At 39.6% G+C, this 18,573-nt stretch carries 14 protein-coding genes and 1 other RNA gene; all 15 read left to right on the top strand.

Annotated features, from left to right (window positions below; translation table 11 throughout):
• Positions 1 to 255: 255 nt before the first annotated feature.
• A complete protein-coding gene (locus D1093_RS07930; protein WP_120101822.1) occupies positions 256 to 1,194 on the top strand; it encodes an ArsR/SmtB family transcription factor in 939 nt (312 codons plus the stop codon).
• Between the two features lie 988 nt (positions 1,195 to 2,182).
• Positions 2,183 to 2,569: a hypothetical protein gene (locus tag D1093_RS07920; protein WP_120101820.1), complete on the top strand. Its 387-nt coding sequence runs from the start codon at positions 2,183 to 2,185 to the stop codon at positions 2,567 to 2,569.
• Positions 2,570 to 3,868: 1,299 nt separating this feature from the next.
• On the top strand, positions 3,869 to 4,378 hold the full coding sequence (locus D1093_RS07915; protein ID WP_005775190.1) for a lytic transglycosylase domain-containing protein: 510 nt from the start codon (positions 3,869 to 3,871) through the stop codon (positions 4,376 to 4,378).
• A gap of 94 nt (positions 4,379 to 4,472) precedes the next feature.
• Positions 4,473 to 4,863: RNase P RNA component class A (gene rnpB, locus D1093_RS07910), an RNA gene on the top strand.
• Positions 4,864 to 5,127: 264 nt separating this feature from the next.
• Positions 5,128 to 6,126: a 16S rRNA (cytosine(1402)-N(4))-methyltransferase RsmH gene (gene rsmH, locus D1093_RS07905; RefSeq protein WP_120101816.1), complete on the top strand. Its 999-nt coding sequence runs from the start codon at positions 5,128 to 5,130 to the stop codon at positions 6,124 to 6,126.
• Positions 6,123 to 6,530, top strand: a complete 408-nt coding sequence (ftsL, locus tag D1093_RS07900) for a cell division protein FtsL (protein ID WP_005775192.1) — start codon at positions 6,123 to 6,125, stop codon at positions 6,528 to 6,530. The genes rsmH and ftsL overlap by 4 nt, the downstream gene beginning before the upstream one ends.
• Positions 6,527 to 8,269 carry a peptidoglycan D,D-transpeptidase FtsI family protein gene (locus D1093_RS07895; protein WP_005775194.1) on the top strand — a complete coding sequence of 581 codons (1,743 nt, stop codon included), beginning with the start codon at positions 6,527 to 6,529 and terminating at the stop codon, positions 8,267 to 8,269. The genes ftsL and D1093_RS07895 overlap by 4 nt, the downstream gene beginning before the upstream one ends.
• A gap of 23 nt (positions 8,270 to 8,292) precedes the next feature.
• Positions 8,293 to 9,744, top strand: coding sequence for a UDP-N-acetylmuramoyl-L-alanyl-D-glutamate--2,6-diaminopimelate ligase (locus D1093_RS07890; protein WP_120101814.1), 1,452 nt, complete (start codon positions 8,293 to 8,295; stop codon positions 9,742 to 9,744).
• Positions 9,741 to 11,159, top strand: coding sequence for a UDP-N-acetylmuramoylalanyl-D-glutamyl-2,6-diaminopimelate--D-alanyl-D-alanine ligase (locus tag D1093_RS07885; protein ID WP_120101812.1), 1,419 nt, complete (start codon positions 9,741 to 9,743; stop codon positions 11,157 to 11,159). Before D1093_RS07890 ends, D1093_RS07885 begins: the two co-directional genes overlap by 4 nt.
• A gap of 24 nt (positions 11,160 to 11,183) precedes the next feature.
• Positions 11,184 to 12,254 carry a phospho-N-acetylmuramoyl-pentapeptide-transferase gene (gene mraY / locus D1093_RS07880; RefSeq protein ID WP_120101810.1) on the top strand — a complete coding sequence of 357 codons (1,071 nt, stop codon included), beginning with the start codon at positions 11,184 to 11,186 and terminating at the stop codon, positions 12,252 to 12,254.
• Positions 12,255 to 12,258: 4 nt separating this feature from the next.
• Positions 12,259 to 13,653 (top strand): UDP-N-acetylmuramoyl-L-alanine--D-glutamate ligase, encoded by a 1,395-nt coding sequence (gene murD / locus D1093_RS07875; RefSeq protein ID WP_120101808.1) that lies wholly within the window; start codon positions 12,259 to 12,261, stop codon positions 13,651 to 13,653.
• 145 nt (positions 13,654 to 13,798) lie between these two features.
• Entirely contained in the window at positions 13,799 to 14,947 is a 1,149-nt protein-coding gene (locus D1093_RS07870) for an FtsW/RodA/SpoVE family cell cycle protein (protein ID WP_120101806.1), read from the top strand.
• A complete protein-coding gene (gene murG / locus D1093_RS07865; protein WP_120101804.1) occupies positions 14,944 to 16,080 on the top strand; it encodes an undecaprenyldiphospho-muramoylpentapeptide beta-N-acetylglucosaminyltransferase in 1,137 nt (378 codons plus the stop codon). Before D1093_RS07870 ends, murG begins: the two co-directional genes overlap by 4 nt.
• Entirely contained in the window at positions 16,064 to 17,491 is a 1,428-nt protein-coding gene (gene murC, locus D1093_RS07860; RefSeq protein WP_120101803.1) for a UDP-N-acetylmuramate--L-alanine ligase, read from the top strand. Before murG ends, murC begins: the two co-directional genes overlap by 17 nt.
• A complete protein-coding gene (murB, locus tag D1093_RS07855) occupies positions 17,469 to 18,446 on the top strand; it encodes a UDP-N-acetylmuramate dehydrogenase (RefSeq protein ID WP_120101801.1) in 978 nt (325 codons plus the stop codon). The genes murC and murB overlap by 23 nt, the downstream gene beginning before the upstream one ends.
• Positions 18,447 to 18,573: the final 127 nt, after the last annotated feature.

The following is an 18,573-nucleotide window of genomic DNA, read 5'->3' as shown; positions in this document are numbered from 1 at the left end:
TGAATAGGTTTTAAAGGAGAAAAAATTACGATACTTTAGCTTTTTATTGAGGTTATAAATTATGGATTACTATTATAAATCAATATATTATAATTTATTTTGGGCGCTGGGATAAAATCTTTTCATCTTTTACAGAGGCCTATTTTTTTTCATAGTATGATAAAATAGCGGGAACGAAATAGAGAAGAATATGCGCATTATGCTTGACTTTTGTTCCTATAAATAAATCTTTATAGGAAAGTTTAGGGAATAATTATGAAAAAAAGTGCAAGTTTAAATGCAATGATTGTGATCCTGAAAGCGGTTGCAGAAGTGAGTCATTTACGTGTTCTCAGACTCTTAAATCATGAAGATTTAACAATCCCTGATTTTATTTTTATTCTTGATCAGTCGCAAGCGTGTATATCACGACATTTGTGTTTATTATACGAAGCACGATTGATTGAGCGTTATCAGAAGGGAGGTTTTCTTTATTTTAAGCTTTGTCATGATTTTTGGGGTAAAGATATTGTGATGAGCATTCTTTCGGCTTTGCCAAAGCATGATACGTTGTTAGTGCACGATTTAGAACGTTTGAAGAAGGTCAAAAAGCAGCGTCAAAAAACGAGGAAGAAACATTTCTTACAAAATACGTCGCAATGGGATGCCTTGCGATCGTCCTACGGAGCAGACCAGGGTGTGGAAAATGCTTTACTTAAAATCGTGGGTGATAAGCCATTTCAGACGATGCTGAATATTGGAATGGGGGGAGATTCTCTCTTAAAATTATTTTCTGATCTTTATACGCATGCGGTTGAAGTTGTGCTTGATCGTGATGTTTTGCATTTGCCTTTTGGAGAGACGACTTTTGATTTAGTCATCCTTCATTGGGTTTTACATTTTCTTGAAAACCCTGAAGGGGCTCTTCATAAGATATCAGATGTGTTGCGTCCTCATGGGCGTTTATTGATTGTAGATTTTTGTTATCATGAAGTTCAGTCTTCACATTCTGATCAAGCGCCTATGCATTTTGGATTTTCAGCTTCACAAATAGAACAATGGCTTAAAAATGCGGGATTTGTTTTAGAGCAAACGATTTGTCTTACTCCTATACAAAGTAAAAACAGTGAGTCGTGTGTGGTGACACTTTGGCTTGCTCGTGATCCGCGTTTATTGGTTGATGATATTCAAGATAAACAAATCGATTTTGCATAAATCGCTTTTGTTAATGTACTGTATTCTCAGATTTCTCTAAATAATATATAGGGATGTGTTGGCTATTTTAGGGTAGTTTATCGTTATTGGGAATGATTATAGGGTATGATTCGAAATAAATACCTTCAGAGGGTTCATTTGTTTCATAAGCTATTTCAATTCTTTATTGATGCTAGCAGTCAAGAGATTTGACAATATTTTTAAAGTGTCATTTTCAGAAATTTTCATGAAGATAGATAAGACTTTTTCCCTTTAATTTATTGTTTTTTATTGAAATAATTCATCTGTTCTTTTGAGCAGGTGTTTCTGCTTTTATTGTATAAGGCTTAAAGACGACGTTTTTCTTTTGTGGTGATCGCTGCTGGGCAAGTGATTCTGCTGATTCTATTTTTTATAGGGCGAATATATACAGATTACTTATTTTTTAATGATGATCATCAGAGCTGTAAAAGAAATTATTATAAAAAACTATAATGGCTGTCGATTCTGATTGATGTTTCTTGGAATAAAATTGCTTCAAATTGGGTCATTTTGAATTTTTTTTTGCCTAAATTTCACCATTTTTAAACAATTTATAATTCTTTTGTGTTTTTTTGCGTAGGAGATGATAAGAATTTCTTGTTGTTTAAAGCATTTTATTCCATAGCAAGAATATTGCATCGGCTATCTTAGTGGTTGATGCGAGAGGACGATCGGGGAACCTCCTCCCCCCCCCCCGCGTGGATCCCCTAGATTGTCTGGCCTGACTGAGAATTTCCTCAGTCAGGTTTTTTTGTAAATTGTTTTTAAGGCTTGGTAAGGTATTTTCAGGGGCCTTAAAAGGTGTAAGATTTATTATTGCGTAGCGTGTAGTCCTGGGGGATAAGTTCATTGAGTGGTTAGTGTTATCGTATTCATTTTCAGTAATGAGAGTTTTTCTTTATTGAGAAATCGTTGAATGTTATAAGAAGAATCTGTGTCTGATTCTGTAATCTTTAGGTAAGAGATAATGGGATTTTTCTCCGGTCGTATTGTTCTTATTTTATTTATGTTTCTTATTTTGGGCGTTGGTATTTTTGCTCCTCGCAGTGCTGTTGTTCATAAGTTTCTTTCCAGCTACATATCTTCTTCATCATCATCTTCTCAGCAGGTTGAGGTAACAGAGGCGTTATTGCTAGAGAGATGGGCGATGGCTTTTCCAGATATTATTGAGCACCTTTCTAAGATGAGTCCTCAGCAGCAGGAGCTGTTTATTGAACAAGTGCGTCGCGATGCGGTTTCATTTGCTTCTGAAAGTGGTCAAAGTCGTGAAAAGTCCCACAAGTTTGGTGAAACTGTTGCTATGGCTCTCTCAAAAGCGATGTCTCGTCCTTCCATTGCGAATGCTTATTTTTAATTATTTTTTTAATCGTGCTTTTGTATTTGATTTTAAGGGGTAGAGCTTTTCGTGACGTTTTGAAAAGTATAAGGAAAATAGTCAATTTGTAAGATCATTAGCAAAATTTCTATTACCTAAAAGGTAAAAAAATTGGATTATAGGAATCAGGTTGCAATCATTACAAGAGTGATCGTAAATTGATCGAGAATACTTCAGGTTAACTGTATTATCAATGGTTACAATGACCAAAGGAATAAAAACAGCTCAAATCAAGACAGACTTTTCATAGAGGGTGAAATGATCTGAGAGCGCTTATTGCTAGCAAAGCAAAGGCATGAATTGTTATAATAAAACATGTTAAGCGGATTTTATATATCCGTTATTTTTTTTTGTTTGAGTGGAAGAATAGAAAATTCTCAAAAGGCTTTTTGGGGGCGGGAGGAATATTTTCGAGAATTAAAAAAACAGACAACAATAATCGTTAAGCTTTATTTTAGAAATAAAGAGGAATATAATTTTTTTTCTAAGATATTGTTCTATAAGGGTTATTTATTCTTTTATACGTGAAATGAGAATTATAAATATTGTGGAATTCTCTTATTTTCAATCTGTTAAAGAAATGAAAATCAGTTTTTTTACACAACACAAAGCAAGGGGCTTTTGTGGATAAATGTCCTTTTTAGAAAAAAGTAAAAAGCTTCTTTGAGTTATCTCAAAGACCAAAGGCTGTTGCCATCTTTTGAATTGATAAAGAGTATGAGGGTTTTGATATATTTATGAGCTTTTTATGCACGATGTTGGGGTGAGAGATTGGTTTTGGTTAATGGTTTATTGAGGATAAAGAGTGTGGCGGTCATTTATTGGCGCGTGAGAAGCATGGATAACGGTTTTTATTTTTTTTTGAAACTTTTGTGATATCGAGGCTCTTCAGTAAAGATGATTTTGTCTCTATTGCTTGGTGGAATTGATCTCAATAAAGAATTTAATCATCGTCTGTAAAAAATATTATGTCTATTTAAATTGTTATCTTTGTACTATAAAAATTGGTGATAAAATAGCAATAATAGAAATTTATCCAGTATATCATATTCATTGAATATACTGTAAGATTAACTATAGTCTCTTTATTTTTTTTAATTTATGATATAGGACAATCTATAATTTGTGCATAAAGAGATTTTCTTTTGATAGAGAATTTTATCTTGAAATTGTCTTAGTATTTCCTTTTTCAAGCCGTTCTTTTGCTTTCTTTTTTTGTACAATGCGCTTGCAAACTATTGGCGAATAGAATTTGAGAATGTTGTGAAGAGAAAGAAAATGCAATTTTTAAAAAACTTGTTAAATACAGCGTGTGCTGTATTTTTTATATTCGATATAAACTGGACTCATAGTGCCTTAAATATTGCAGAATCAAAAGAGGGCTCAGTGATTGTTGCTTCTAAGACACCTGCACGTCCTTATGAGTTTCTTATTCAGAAACTTGCAACGAAGCATAATGTTCCCGTTAATTTAGCCCATGCTGTTGTAAAAGTTGAAAGTAATTATAAGGCAAGCATAAAAGGGGCCGCGGGCGAAATAGGTTTGATGCAAATAAAACCCTCTACGGCACGAGGGTTGGGCTTTAGTGGTTCTGTAAAAGATTTGTACGATCCTGCGACCAATCTTGAATATGGTATGCGTTATTTGGCACGGGCCTATAAACTCAGTGGGGGAAGTACGTGTGGTACAATTCTTAAGTATAATGCAGGACATGCTGCAAAAAAAATGAATTCCATTTCGGCGAAATATTGCGCAAAAGTGAAAATGTATTTGGCTTCATTAAAATAACAACAAAGTAATAACGTTTTTTAAAAGGGATTGGCTATAAAATATTTTCAGATGCTATTTTCACAGAGCAGAAAATGTTTTATAAGTTAATACGTCAGTCGGCTGGGCAGCCGCGCTTGTCCAATGCTGAAAAGCGGCAGGTGAGGAAAGTCCGGGCTCCATGGAAAGACGGTGCCGGGTAACACCCGGCGGGGGTGACCCTAGGGAAAGTGCCACAGAAAGCAAACCGCCTATTTTTATAGGTAAGGGTGAAAGGGTGGAGTAAGAGCCCACCGCGCATTCAGTAATGAATGTGGCAAGGTAAACCCCACCGGGAGCAAGACCAAATAGAAATGACGTGCAAGATTTAATTTGCAGCCGATTTCCGGGCGAGTCATTCGGGTAGGTTGCACGAGGCGGATGGTAACATCCGTCCTAGATGAATGGTTGCCATGTAAAGTATAAGCTTTACACTACAGAACCCGGCTTATAGGCCGACTGATATTTTATGGATAATACGCGATATTTTGTATGTTCAATGACATATGATCTTTTATGGAGTTTGCGTTTTAAATGAACACTTGAATGAAAGAGTGTTTTAAAAAACTATAACATTTCTTTAAGTATAATACGTTAGGATGTGTCTTGGAATATCTTTAACTTTTTTCTTTCATGGTGATGTATATGAAAGTTGAGGGTTCGTTATTCTGGTATCGGTTGCCATGAGGGCGCTGTTGATTTGAAATAGCATAACTTCAAGACGGATTATTTTGACAAAACAGGATCAAAGAGCTGAACGCCATATTCCAGTGTTGTTGCAGCCAGTTTTGGCTGGGCTTATGCCATTGGTTGGAGCAAAAGTGATTGATGGCACCTTTGGTGCTGGTGGTTATACGCGCGCCTTGTTAAAGGCAGGGGCACAAGTGATTGCTCTTGATCGTGATCCGCATGCTATTGGTGCCGGTCAAACCCTCGTTGATGAATTTTTTCCACGGCTTCGTTTGGTCCATATGGAATTTTCACAGCTCGATCGTGTTGTTGAAGAGAAGGTGGATGCGGTTATTTTGGATATTGGTGTCTCTTCAATGCAGCTTGACGAAGCAGAAAGAGGCTTTTCTTTTCAAAAAGATGGTCCCTTAGATATGCGAATGGCTCAGACGGGTTTTACAGCCAGTGATGTTGTCAATCATTTAAAAGCAAAGGATTTAGCGCGTATTTTTAAGATATTAGGAGAAGAGCGTTATGCAGGGCGAATTGCACGAATGATTGAAAAGCGTCGTGCTGTTCAGCCTTTTTTGCGTACAGGTGATTTAGCTTATGCTATCGAAGCGTTGGTAGGGCGCAAGCCTGGAGATCGCATTCATCCTGCAACACGTGTATTTCAAGCTCTTCGTATCTATGTTAATGATGAAATCGGTGAATTAGCGCGTGGTTTATTTGCTGCTGAACGCATTTTAAAAGCTGGAGGCCGTTTGGGGGTTGTCAGTTTTCATTCTCTTGAAGATCGTATGGTTAAAAGATTTTTTGTCTCTCGTTCTGGAGAAGGTATGAGATCACGCCATTTACCTGAAATAAAGCATTCTCCGGCAACATTTTTCCCTTTGTTTAAAGGGGGAATAACGGCAAATAAAGAGGAATTACAGCAGAATCCTCGTTCACGTTCTGCAAGATTGCGTATGGGGGTGCGGACTGATGCAGAAGCTCTTGGGGAAGATATGAAATTATTTGGTTTAGCAGAGATTGCCGGTTTTGAAAGTGGCAAGAAATGACAGTTTTCCGTACATTTGATATGATTTTAGTGATGATTATGATTTGTATGGCAGGCCTTACTTATAAAGTAAAATATGATGTTCAAAAACGTATGAGTGAGGTTCGTCATCTTGAGCATGAAATTGCTGCAGCAAAAAATACGGTGAGTTTGCTTCATGCTGAGTGGGCTGTCATGATAAGGCCTTCACGCATGCAAAAACTTGCGAAACGTTATCAAAAACAACTTGGGTTAGAGGTTATACAGCCGCATCAAATCGTGGAGCTTAAAGATATTCCGGTACGAGAACACGATCCAATTGAAGAAATAATTAAACAAAATATCTTGGAAGATCATCAGGATATTTTGGCAAATAATCGGGCTTCTCAAGTCAATCGCGTTGTTCAAAAAGGCGCACAGCAATGAAATCGTCCTTTTTATTCTCAAAGAAAAAAAAGTGCTTAAAGGATTCGTTGAATCATCATCATGTTTCTGTTCGTCGTTCGTACTCTAGTCGTCCACGGTTACTTTTTTCGTTGTTCTGCTTTTTAATTTTATATGGCATCATGGGAGCTTGCCTTATTTCTTACGGGCTGGAAGGTGGACAGATTGAAGAAGCAAAGGGACCAAGCATTCTGCAATTGACGGCACGACCTGATATTGTTGATCGTAATGGTCGTTTATTAGCAACAGATATTAAAACCTATTCACTTTTTGCTGAGCCACGGCGTATTATTGATGTGGATGAAACAATTGAATTGCTTTCAACAGTTTTGCCTGATCTCAATTGGCAGGAAACTTATAAGCGTTTAAAAAGAAAAACCGGTTTTTCTTGGATACAGCGTGGGTTAACACCCATGCAGAAAACGCAAATTATGGCTCTTGGTATTCCAGGAATTGGTTTTCGGACTGAAATTCGTCGTTTTTATCCCGATGGACCTATAACTTCCCATATTCTCGGCATGGTCAATGTGGATAATCAGGGCATTGCAGGTATGGAAAAATATATTGATGATACGGGGTTGAGTGCTCTGCGTGCTGCTGGTCTTGCCGTGGAAGAATCATTAAAACAAGTTCAGCTTTCGATTGATGTGCGACTTCAGGCAATTGTTCATGATGAACTTATTCAGGCTATGAAGCGTTATAAGGCGATTGCTGCAGGCGCTGTTATTTTAAATATACACACGGGGGAAATTTTGGCTTTGGCATCACTCCCAGATTTTGATCCTGGAAACCCTATTGAAGCTTTAAAAAGTGATCGTCTTAATCGGATGACAGCTGGAACCTTTGAAATGGGATCGATCATTAAAAGTTTTACGACTGCTATGGCTCTTGATTCCGATATTTTTCATTTAAACAGTGTTATTGATGCTTCAAGGCCCATAAAAGCAAGTAGTGGCTATACGATTCATGATTTTCACGGAAAAAATCGTCCCTTAACGTTATGGGAGGTTTTTATTTATTCTTCCAACATTGGTTCTGCTAAAGAGGCATTAGCGATAGGGATTGATAAACATCGCAGTTTTTTGCAAAAACTTGGGCTTTTGGATCGTCTTACAACAGAATTGCCTGAAGTTGCCCATCCTATTGTGCCTCATCATTGGAAGGATATTCATTCTATGACAATTTCTTTTGGGCATGGTATGGCAACAACACCCTTACAAACAGCCGTTGGGGCTGCTGCTTTAATGAATGGTGGTTGGTTGATTGAGCCGACATTTTTAAAACGGACAAAAAAACAAACTTTGCATCATGCAAAACAGGTTTTGAAGGCCAAAACAAGTCAAAATATGCGTTACCTTTATAAATTAAATAGTGATATTGGGTCTGGACGTAATGCAAAAGTAGAAGGCTATCGAGTGGGCGGAAAAACCGGAACAGCTGAGAAAGTTGAAAATGGAAAATATTCTAAAACAAAAAATTTCAATAGTTTTCTGGCTGCTTTTCCGATTGATGATCCTGCTTATGTTGTTTTAACAATTATTGATGAACCTAAGCCAGAAGAGGGAAAAAATTCCGCAACAGCAGGGATGAATGCTGGACCAATGCTTGCAAATATTGTTCGTCGTTCAGCCAGTTTTCTTGGTGTAAAGCCGGATTTTAAAAAAGAATATGAGCCTTTTTTAGGTAAAAAGAACCATTCAAGTTTTGTTAAACAGCGGTAAAATGAATATAAAGGTGCGTCGTTATGTTGTTTGGAACAGTTTTTACAGAATGTCTTGAAGATCAGAAGCTTTCTTCAATGGAAATAACAGGAATCAGTGCAGATTCTCGACAAGTTTTGCCGGGCTATGTTTTTGTCGCTGTTCGAGGAAAGCAAGGGGATGGAAGAGAATATATCAATGATGCGATAAAGCGGGGAGCACGCGCAATCGTTACTGATTGTCAGACGGTTCTTGAGGATTTGTCTGTTCCAATTTTACGTGTTTTGAATGTTCGTCATAGTCTTGCGTTGGCCGCTGCCCGTTTTTATGGTTCTCAGCCTGAAACGGTTGTTGCTGTGACGGGGACAAGTGGTAAAACATCTGTTGTCTCTTTTATCCGGCAAATTTGGACTCATGTTGGATTGTGTGCTGCCAGTATAGGAACAGTTGGTGTTGTTTCACCTCATCGGAATGATTATGGTTCTCTCACAACACCTGATCCAGTTGTCTTGCATCGTCTTCTTCGTGAAATTTCTCATGAAGGTGTGACCCATGCCGCTCTTGAAGCTTCTTCACATGGGCTTGATCAAGGACGACTTGATGGAGTCCGTTTAACGGCTGGTGCCTTTACCAATTTAGGGCGAGATCACATGGATTATCACAAATGCGTGGAGGATTATTTGCGGGCTAAAATGAGGTTGTTTGATACACTGTTGCCTGTATCTGCGCCTGCTCTGATTTTTGCTGATGATGTCTATTCACAAAAAGTTATTGATGCTGTTACACAAGCGCGCCGCCGTGTCTTGACAATTGGACGTAAGGGACAATTTATCACAATTAATCGTGTTGAACATCAACGTTCAAAACAGTGTATTGAGTGTCGTGTGGAAAATAAGATTTATACATTTGATTTGCCTTTAGCAGGAGACTTTCAGGTAGCCAATGCGCTTGTGGCGGCAGGGCTGGCCCTTGCAACAGGACTTTCTCCTGATAAGGTTTTTTCTGCCCTTGAAACTTTGCAGGGAGCACCTGGACGGTTAGAGTTTGTTGGAAAGACAGAAAAGAATGCGCCTGTTTATATTGATTATGCGCATAAACCAGAAGCTTTAGAGCAGGTTTTGCTGTCTGTTCGTCCCTTTACGCAAGGGCGTTTGGTTGTTGTTTTTGGTTGTGGAGGGGATAGAGATCAAGGAAAAAGAGCTTTGATGGGAAAAATTGCAGCAGATAAAGCGGATATGGTTATTGTAACGGATGATAATCCGCGCACAGAAAAGCCAGAAAAAATACGCAAGGATATTTTACAGGCGGTACCAACAGCAATAGAGATAGCAGATCGTGGTGAAGCTATTTTTTATGCGGTAGGGCTTTTGAAAGCTGGTGATACACTCATTATTGCTGGAAAAGGTCATGAAGATGGCCAAATTATAGGGCAGACAACGTATCCTTTTTCAGATCGTCTGAAAGCGATAGAAGCTCTAGAGGACCGGAGGAGATGACAGCTTTATGGGATAAACAAGCACTGGTTGCGGCCATTGATGGTATTGTAATGGGAAGCGTGCCAGAAACTTTTCCTGGTGTTTCCATTGATAGCCGTACTCTTGCAGAAGGCGATATTTTTTTCTGCATTAAGGGGCATCATCTTGATGGACATGATTTTGCTGCGCAAGCTTATGCACGAGGTGCAGGCGTTCTTATTGTGGCAGAACATCGTTTGAAGGATATAGAAAAGATATCGGCTCCATTGATTGTTGTTCCGGATGTTTTGCAAGCCCTAGAAAAACTTGGGAAAGCCGCGCGCAAGCGTTCAAGAGCTAAAATTATCGCGATAACAGGATCAGTGGGAAAAACAACAACAAAAGAAGCTTTAAAACAAGTTCTTGCAACGGCTGGGAAGGTTCATGCCAATCTCGCTTCTTTAAACAATTGCTGGGGGGTTCCACTGACTTTAGCACGGATGCCTGTGGAGAGTGATTATGGTATCTTTGAAATTGGCATGAATCATAAAGATGAAATTCGCCCTCTGGTTAAACTGGTTTGTCCGCATGTTGCTCTCATTACGCATATTTGTGCAGGACATATGGGTTTTTTCAAAGATCTTGAAGAAATAGCAGAGGCAAAAGCTGAAATTTTTGAAGGATTGGATGAAGAAGGTATTGCCATTTTAAATGCGGATAGTGCTTTTTTTTCTTATCTTGTTCAAAAAGCAAAGCAATGCGGTGTGAAAAAGATCTTAAGCTTTGGTGAGACTGAAAATGCTGATTATCAGGCGCGGGATATACGTCTTTTAACCAATCATTCTTCCATGATTGTGTGTATTGGAGGACAGGATAGGGAAGTTCAAATTGGAGCTCCGGGGCGTCATATTGTGCAAAATAGTTTAGGAGTTATTGCGGCTTGTGATGCCGTTGGTGTTGATTTGGATTCTATTGTGTTTTCTTTGAGCCATTTTTCTCCTCAAAAGGGGCGGGGTATTCGTTATCGATTGTCTTTATCAAATGAAGGTGAATTTTATCTCATTGATGAAAGCTATAATGCTAATCCTGCTTCTATGCGTGCTGCTCTTGCGCTTCTTGCTACAGGACCAGTAGGAGAGAAGGGACGGCGAATTGCTGTTTTAGGGGATATGTTAGAGTTAGGAGAGTATAGTGAAAAGCTTCATCATGATTTAATAAAGCCAATCCGTCTTTCTGGTGCTAATCCCGTTTTTTTATTTGGTGAGGCGATGAAATCTTTAGTCAGTGATTTGTCTGCTGATGTTAAGGTTCATTATGCTGAAAATATTGAGAAAATTTTACCGCTTCTTTTGACCGAAATTTCTCCTGGCGATCTGCTTATGATTAAATCATCCAATAGCCTTTGTTCATCAAATATTGTGGCTGCATTGCTGGATCGCTATAAAGCGGTTTCTTGATAGTTTTAAGAGGTTTTTTGTCTCATGATGCTGTTTTTTTCTTCGTTGAGTGATTGGCTTCCAGGTGTGAATGTTTTTCGTTATATTACTTTTCGCACGATAGCAGCGATGCTGACCTCGGGGCTCATTGTTTTTTTGTTTGGACCTAGCATCATTGCTTCTCTTAAATTGCGTCAGGGCAGAGGGCAACCAATTCGTGCCGATGGTCCTCAAACACATTTTAAAAAGGCTGGAACACCTACAATGGGTGGATTGATGATTTTAACCGGTATTGTTGTATCGGCATTTTTATGGTGTAATTTATCGAATATTTATTTTTGGGTATCGCTCTTGGTTATGCTTTCTTTTGGGGCTATTGGATTTTATGATGATTATCTTAAGGTTACAAAACAAACAGACAAAGGATTTTCTGGGAAAGCACGTCTAAGCTTGGAGTTTGTTGTTGCAGCAATTGCTGCTTTTATCATCCTGCAAATTGGCTCAACTGGATTCGCTTTGCCTTTTTTGAAAGATTATCTTATCAATTTGGGCTGGTTTTTTATTCCTTTTTCTGCTTTTGTCATTGTTGCCACGGGGAATGCAGTTAATTTGACCGATGGACTTGATGGGCTTGCGATTGTTCCTGTGATGGTTGCGGCCTTATCTTTTGCTCTGATTGCTTATCTTTGTGGTAATATGAATTTTGCTGATTACCTCCAAATACACTATGTATCGGGAACAGGTGAACTCGCCGTTTTATTGGGTGCTGTTGTAGGGGCAGGGCTTGGCTTTTTATGGTTTAATGCCCCACCTGCTGCTATTTTTATGGGGGATACTGGCTCATTGGCTCTTGGAGGTCTACTGGGGACTGTTGCGGTTGCTACGAAGCATGAAATTGTTTTGGCTCTTATTGGTGGGTTGTTCGTTGTGGAAGCTTTTTCAGTCGTTATTCAGGTTGGTTATTTCAAATTGACAAGAAAACGCGTGTTTCTTATGGCACCAATCCATCATCATTTTGAGAAAAAAGGCTGGACTGAAAGCCAAGTGGTGATACGTTTCTGGATTATTTCAATTGTTCTTGCTCTCATTGGTCTTTCAACACTTAAATTGCGGTGAGATTTTGATTTCTGTTGCGTGTTATAAGGGGAAAAAAGTTGCTCTTTTTGGATTAGGGAAGTCTGGATTAGCAACGGCACAAGCGTTGATGCGTGGCGGTGCAGAAGTGGTAGCATGGGATGATCATCCTGCGAGTGTGCAAGAAGCTTTTCGGCAAAATATTCCAACAAGAGATCTTCACGGTGAAAATTGGTCGGAATTTGTAGCATTGATTCTCGCACCTGGCGTTCCTTTAAATTATCCTAAACCCCATTGGGTTGTTGAAAAAGCACGTCAAGCAAATATAGAAATTATCGGTGATATTGAATTATTTGTTCGTGCGCGCCATCATTTTTTACAGCGTTATGGTTTTTGTGATGAGGATGTTCCTTTCATTGCGATTACGGGGACGAATGGAAAGTCGACAACAACGGCTTTGCTTGCGCATTTGTTGGACAAAATGGGTTATGATGTGCAAATGGGGGGAAATATTGGACAGGCGATATTAACGCTTAAGCCCTTTGTTAAACAACGTATCTATGTCATTGAATGTTCATCGTTTCAAATTGATCTTACGCCCTCTCTTCAGCCAACCATTGGGCTTTTATTAAATTTGACACCTGATCATATTGATCGTCATGGGAGTTTTGCTGGTTATGTGCAAACCAAAAGACATCTAGTTGCTCAGGCTTCTCAGGCTTTTATTTCCGTTGATGATGCAGTTTGTAAGATGTTGTATCAACAATTGCTTCACGAGGGGCATCAAATTGGGGCCATTTCCAAGGATCATTTTGTTAAAAATGGTTTTTATGCAGAGGGGACCAAGCTTTTTTCTGTCCGTCAAGGACAGCGACATATGCTTGCAGATCTTGCTTCTGTGACTGCTTTGCGCGGAGGTCATAATGCGCAAAATGCTCTTATGTCTTTGGCAACGTTGCAGGCTTTAAAAATAACCGATCCCTCTATAAATGAGCATTTAGCAAGCTATAAAGGACTGCCTCATCGTATGCAGCAAGTCCGTAAAATGGGGACAGTTTTGTTTATCAATGATAGCAAGGCAACGAATGCAGATGCAACAGCGCCAGCACTTTGCGCTTTTAATGATATTTTTTGGATTGTTGGGGGGCAGGCAAAAAAGGGAGGAATTGAGCCTCTTAGAGAATTTTTTCCTAAAATTCGTAAAGCCTATTTGATTGGGAGTGCAGCAGAAGAATTTGCGCGGATGATTGGATCTTCTTTTCCCTTTTCTATGAGCTTAACTTTAGAAAATGCGGTGCGTGAAGCCACCATTGACGCAATGCATTGCAAGGCAAAGGAGGTGGTGGTTCTTTTGTCACCTGCTTGTGCAAGTTATGACCAATTTAAAAATTATGAGGTGCGGGGAGAAACGTTTATCTCTTTGGTGATGCAATTACAATAAAAAGAAGCATTACTTATAAAAAATATTTTTGCGTTAAGACTCCAGAATCTTTTTTTGTGTAATTTAGTTTTTAAAGTGTTTGTTGGACAGGTTGAGGAACCTTATCACTTTGAGATAATTTATAAAACGGATAAGGTGGCTATAAATGATTACGCGTGCAGATAGAGACCCAATTGCGAATTGGTGGTGGACAATTGATCGCTCTATCTTTGCAGCTTGTTTAATTTTAATGGGGATTGGCATTATGCTGTCTTTTGCTGCTAGCCCCACTATTGCAAAAAAAATCGGAATTGCTGATAGTTTTTATTTTGTTCGCTGGCATATCATTTTTAGCATTGCAGCATTTTTTACGATGGTTACCATTTCTTTTTTTTCGCTTCCTAATATTCGTCGTTTATGTGCTCTTTTACTTATTGTAACGCTTGCTCTTATGGTGGCAACCTTATTTTGGGGTCCTGAATTAAAGGGAGCCCGGCGGTGGATTTTGCTCTTTGGTTTTTCTGTACAAGCATCAGAGTTTATGAAACCAGCTTTTGTGGTGATGTCTGCTTGGCTGTTTTCAGAACAGATACGTAGGAGAGGAATTCCGGGTTACATATTAGCAACTCTCCTTTATGCTCTTTGTTGTGTTCTTCTGGTTTTACAGCCTGATATTGGACAAACAATTTTAATAAGTGCAACATGGGGGGGGCTGTTTTTTATTGCTGGTGTGCCTCTTACGGTTATTTTTTTCTTTCTCATTTTTGGCGTTGTAGGAATTATTCTTGCTTATCTTTTTTTGCCTCATGTGCGCGATCGTATCAATGGTTTTTTGACAGGGGAAGGAGATACCTTTCAAGTGGATGTAGGACGTGAGGCTATTTTAAATGGTGGTTGGTTTGGGCAAGGTCCCGGAGAAGGAACAGTAAAACGGATCATTCCTGATAGCCATACAGATTTTGTATTTTCTGTTGCTGCGGAAGAATATGGTATTATTCTTTGTTTGTTTATTATGGTGCTTTTTGGCTTTATCGTTATGCGTTCATTATATATAGCTATGAATACCCGTGATTCCTTCATACGTCTTGGTATTACGGGTATAGCCATGATGATAGGCTTTCAATCAGCAATTAATATGGCTGTTAATCTTCATTTAATCCCTCCCAAAGGCATGACATTGCCGTTTATTTCTTATGGTGGTTCATCAATGGTGGCAATTGCGTTTTCAATGGGAATTTTACTCAGTTTAACACGTCGTTGGCCAGAAGCGCGTCTTTCAGCTTTTCCTTCTTCTGTCTTGGATACCTCTTCATGAATGATAAAAAAGTTATTGTTTTAGTGGCGGGGGGTACAGGTGGACATCTTTTTCCTGCTGAAGCACTTACTGTTGAATTAAGGCGACGTGGATATGATGTTCATTTAATAACAGATGAAAGAGCGCGATCTTTTGTACGGCGCTTTGATGAAGAGCATACACATATCGTTTCATCGGCAACATTTACACGGCGCCATCCTTTTGCTTTGATAAAAACGTTTTGGTCTTTGCTCAAGGGTATGGGGCAATCGTTGGCGTTATTTTATAAATTACGTCCTGTTCTTGTTGGTGGTTTTGGGGGATATCCGAGTTTTCCTCCTCTTTTTATTGCGGTCTTAATGCGGCGTGTAACATTTATTCATGAGCAAAATGCTGTTATGGGGCGTGCCAATCGGGTATTGGCAATTTTTGTGCGTGCCATCGCTGGTGGTTTGTTGTCGCCAAAAGGTGCTTATGCTCATAAAACGCTTTTAACCGGAAATCCTGTGCGTGAGGCTGTGTTGAAGGCGGCTGAAATTCCTTATCATTCTGCTGTGGGGGAAGAGCCATTTAATTTTTTGATTTTTGGGGGTAGCCAAGGAGCATCTTTTTTTTCACATATTGTTCCAGAAGCGGTCGCTTTGCTCGATGATCAGAACCGTAAACGCTTACGAATTGTACAGCAAGTTCGTGGTGATGCTGCGGGGTTGATCAAAATCTATCGTGATATGGGTGTACAAGCTGAGGTTGCTCCTTTCTTTGATGATATGGCTGAACGGATGGCACATGCCCATTTTATTTTGTCGCGTGCTGGTGCTTCATCGGTTTGTGAGATAGCGGTGATTGGTAGACCTGCTTTGCTTGTTCCTTATCCTCATGCTTTGGATCATGATCAGTCTGCCAATGCTGCCCTTCTTGCACGTGTGGGTGGTGCGCAAATTATATTAGAAAAAGATTTAAATGCGCAAAAACTTGCGGCTCTTCTAACGCAAGCTTGTTGTGCACCCCATTTATTGAAAAAACAAGCGCTTGCTGCAAAAAAAGTTGGGCAACCTCGTGCAACGTGTTGCCTTGCTGATATGGCTGAAGCCTTAATTGCAGGGCGATTGTTGTCAGATATAAAAGAGGAGCTTTTTGATGAAAATGCCACTTGATATAGGCGTTATCCATTTTATTGGAATCGGGGGGATCGGTATGAGTGGAATTGCGGAGGTTTTTTATAATCTTGGCTATAAAGTTCAAGGGTCTGATCAAGTTGAGAGTGCCAATGTTGAACGTTTGAAGAGAAAAGGAATTAACGTTCATATCGGTCATTGTGCTGAAAATTTAGGAAATGCTGAGGTTGTTGTTTTTTCTACTGCCGTTAAAAAAACAAATCCTGAGTATATTGCTGCAAAGGAAAGACATTTGCCGCTTGTTAGACGTGCAGAAATGCTTGCCGAGCTGATGCGGTTTAGGCGTGCAATTGCAGTGGGTGGTACACATGGTAAAACAACGACCACATCAATGGTCGCAGCGCTTCTTGATGCTGGTCATTTTGATCCGGTGGTGATTAATGGCGGTATTATTAATGCTTATGGTACGAATTCTCGGACGGGAGAGGGCGATTGGATGATTGTTGAAGCCGATGAAAGCGATGGCACATTTTTAAAACTGCCTGCTGATATTGCTGTCGTTACCAATATTGATGCTGAGCATTTGGATCATTATGGAAGTTTTGATTCTGTCCGCGCAGCTTTTCGACAATTTGTAGAAAATGTTCCTTTTTATGGTTTTGCTGTTTTGTGCCTTGATCATCCAGAGGTTCAGTCATTGGCGGGCCGTATTGATGATCGTTGGGTGATTACTTATGGTACAAATCCACAAGCGGATGTTCGTTTTCTTAATCTTTCGATGGATGGTCAAAAAACGTATTTTGATGTTCTTATTCGTTCACGCAAGACAGGAAGAAAGATTGAGTTAAAAAATTTGCTCCTGCCCATGGCAGGAGAACATAATGTTGCCAATGCAACAGCGGCGATAGCCATTGCGCATGAACTTGGCATTTCAAATGAATTGATAAAGAAGGGTTTAGCGGAATTTGGGGGCGTAAAACGGCGTTTTACCCGAACAGGAAGTTGGTGTGGTATTGAAATATTTGATGATTATGGACATCACCCTGTTGAAATAAAGGCTGTTTTGCGCGCAGCACGTGAGAGTGCAAAAGGGCATGTCATTGCCATTGCACAGCCCCATCGTTATTCGCGTTTGCATCATTTATTTGATGAGTTTGCTACTTGTTTTAATGATGCCGATACAGTGTTGATTACCCCCGTATATGCGGCAGGTGAAGAGCCTATTGTAGGGTTTGGTTCGCAAGAATTGGTCGAGCATATTAAAATGGCTGGTCATCGTGATGTGCGTTTGATACACGGTCTGGAAGATGTTGTGTCTCTTGTCTCAAAATTTGCGCAGCCAGAGGATTATGTTGTTTTTCTTGGTGCAGGCAATATCACACAATGGGCTTGTGCGTTGCCTCGTCAGTTGTCGGGACTTGGTGGTCATGATAAATTTTCAGAACATTGATGGTGAGGCGCTATTAGCGCAATTGCAACCGCTGTTGGGTAATGTCAGAGGCAAGCTTACGCCGAATGTTGAGATGCGTAAGGTGACATGGTTTCGCACTGGTGGGTTGGCAGAGCTTTTTTATCAGCCTGTTGATGAAGAAGATTTGGCTCTCTTTCTTCAAAATTTGCCTGAAACTGTTCCCGTAACAATTGTCGGTATCGGTTCTAATCTTCTGGTGCGTGATGGGGGCGTTCCGGGGGTTGTGATTCGTCTTTCGCCTAAAAATTTTGGACAAGTGCAGCAAGTTTCTCCAAAAAGCTTTTTAGTTGGCGCTGGTACGGCAGATAAACATTTAGCTGCTGCTGCTTTAAAGGCAGAAATTGCAGGGTTTCATTTTTATCATGGTATTCCTGGTGGCCTTGGAGGGGCTCTCAAAATGAATGCGGGTGCAAATGGTGTTGAAACAGCTGCGCGTGTTGTTAAGGTCTATGCGCTGGATCGTAAAGGACAACGTCATATCTTAAATTTGAAAGATATGCATTATTCTTATCGTCATTGTGATATTCCTAAAGATTTTATTTTTACGGCTGCTTTATTGGAAGGCGAACCCGGTCATAAAGATGCTATTCGTGCTGCTATGGATGAAGTTGCACTCCACAGAGAAACTGTACAACCTATTCGTGAGAAGACAGGAGGATCAACTTTCAAAAACCCTGAGAATACATCCGCGTGGCGTGTGATTGATGAAGCAGGGTGTCGTGGTTTACGGATTGGTGGCGCTCAAATGAGTGAAATGCACTGTAATTTTATGATTAATACAGGGCAAGCAACAGGCTATGATCTTGAAGCATTGGGAGAAACAGTGCGGGCGCGTGTTTTTGCACATTCAGCTCACCTTTTACAATGGGAAATAGAGCGTATTGGTCAATTTGAGCAAGGGCGAAGTGTTCCTCTTTTTGATCCATTTCATTGATTTATTGTTCACTAAAAAAGTGCAAATAAAAAATTGAGTCATTTCAAAGAGATAATAAAAAAATTCTATTAAGAATCAATAAATTAACAAAGAATCTCTTGCATCAGGCTTTTGAGTCTGATTCATT

Source organism: Bartonella kosoyi (assembly GCF_003606325.2).
In the GTDB taxonomy this organism is placed as follows: Bacteria; Pseudomonadota; Alphaproteobacteria; order Rhizobiales; family Rhizobiaceae; genus Bartonella; species Bartonella kosoyi.
The sequence above is the reverse complement of the archived record's forward strand: the minus strand, read 5'-3'. Positions and strand labels throughout refer to the sequence as shown.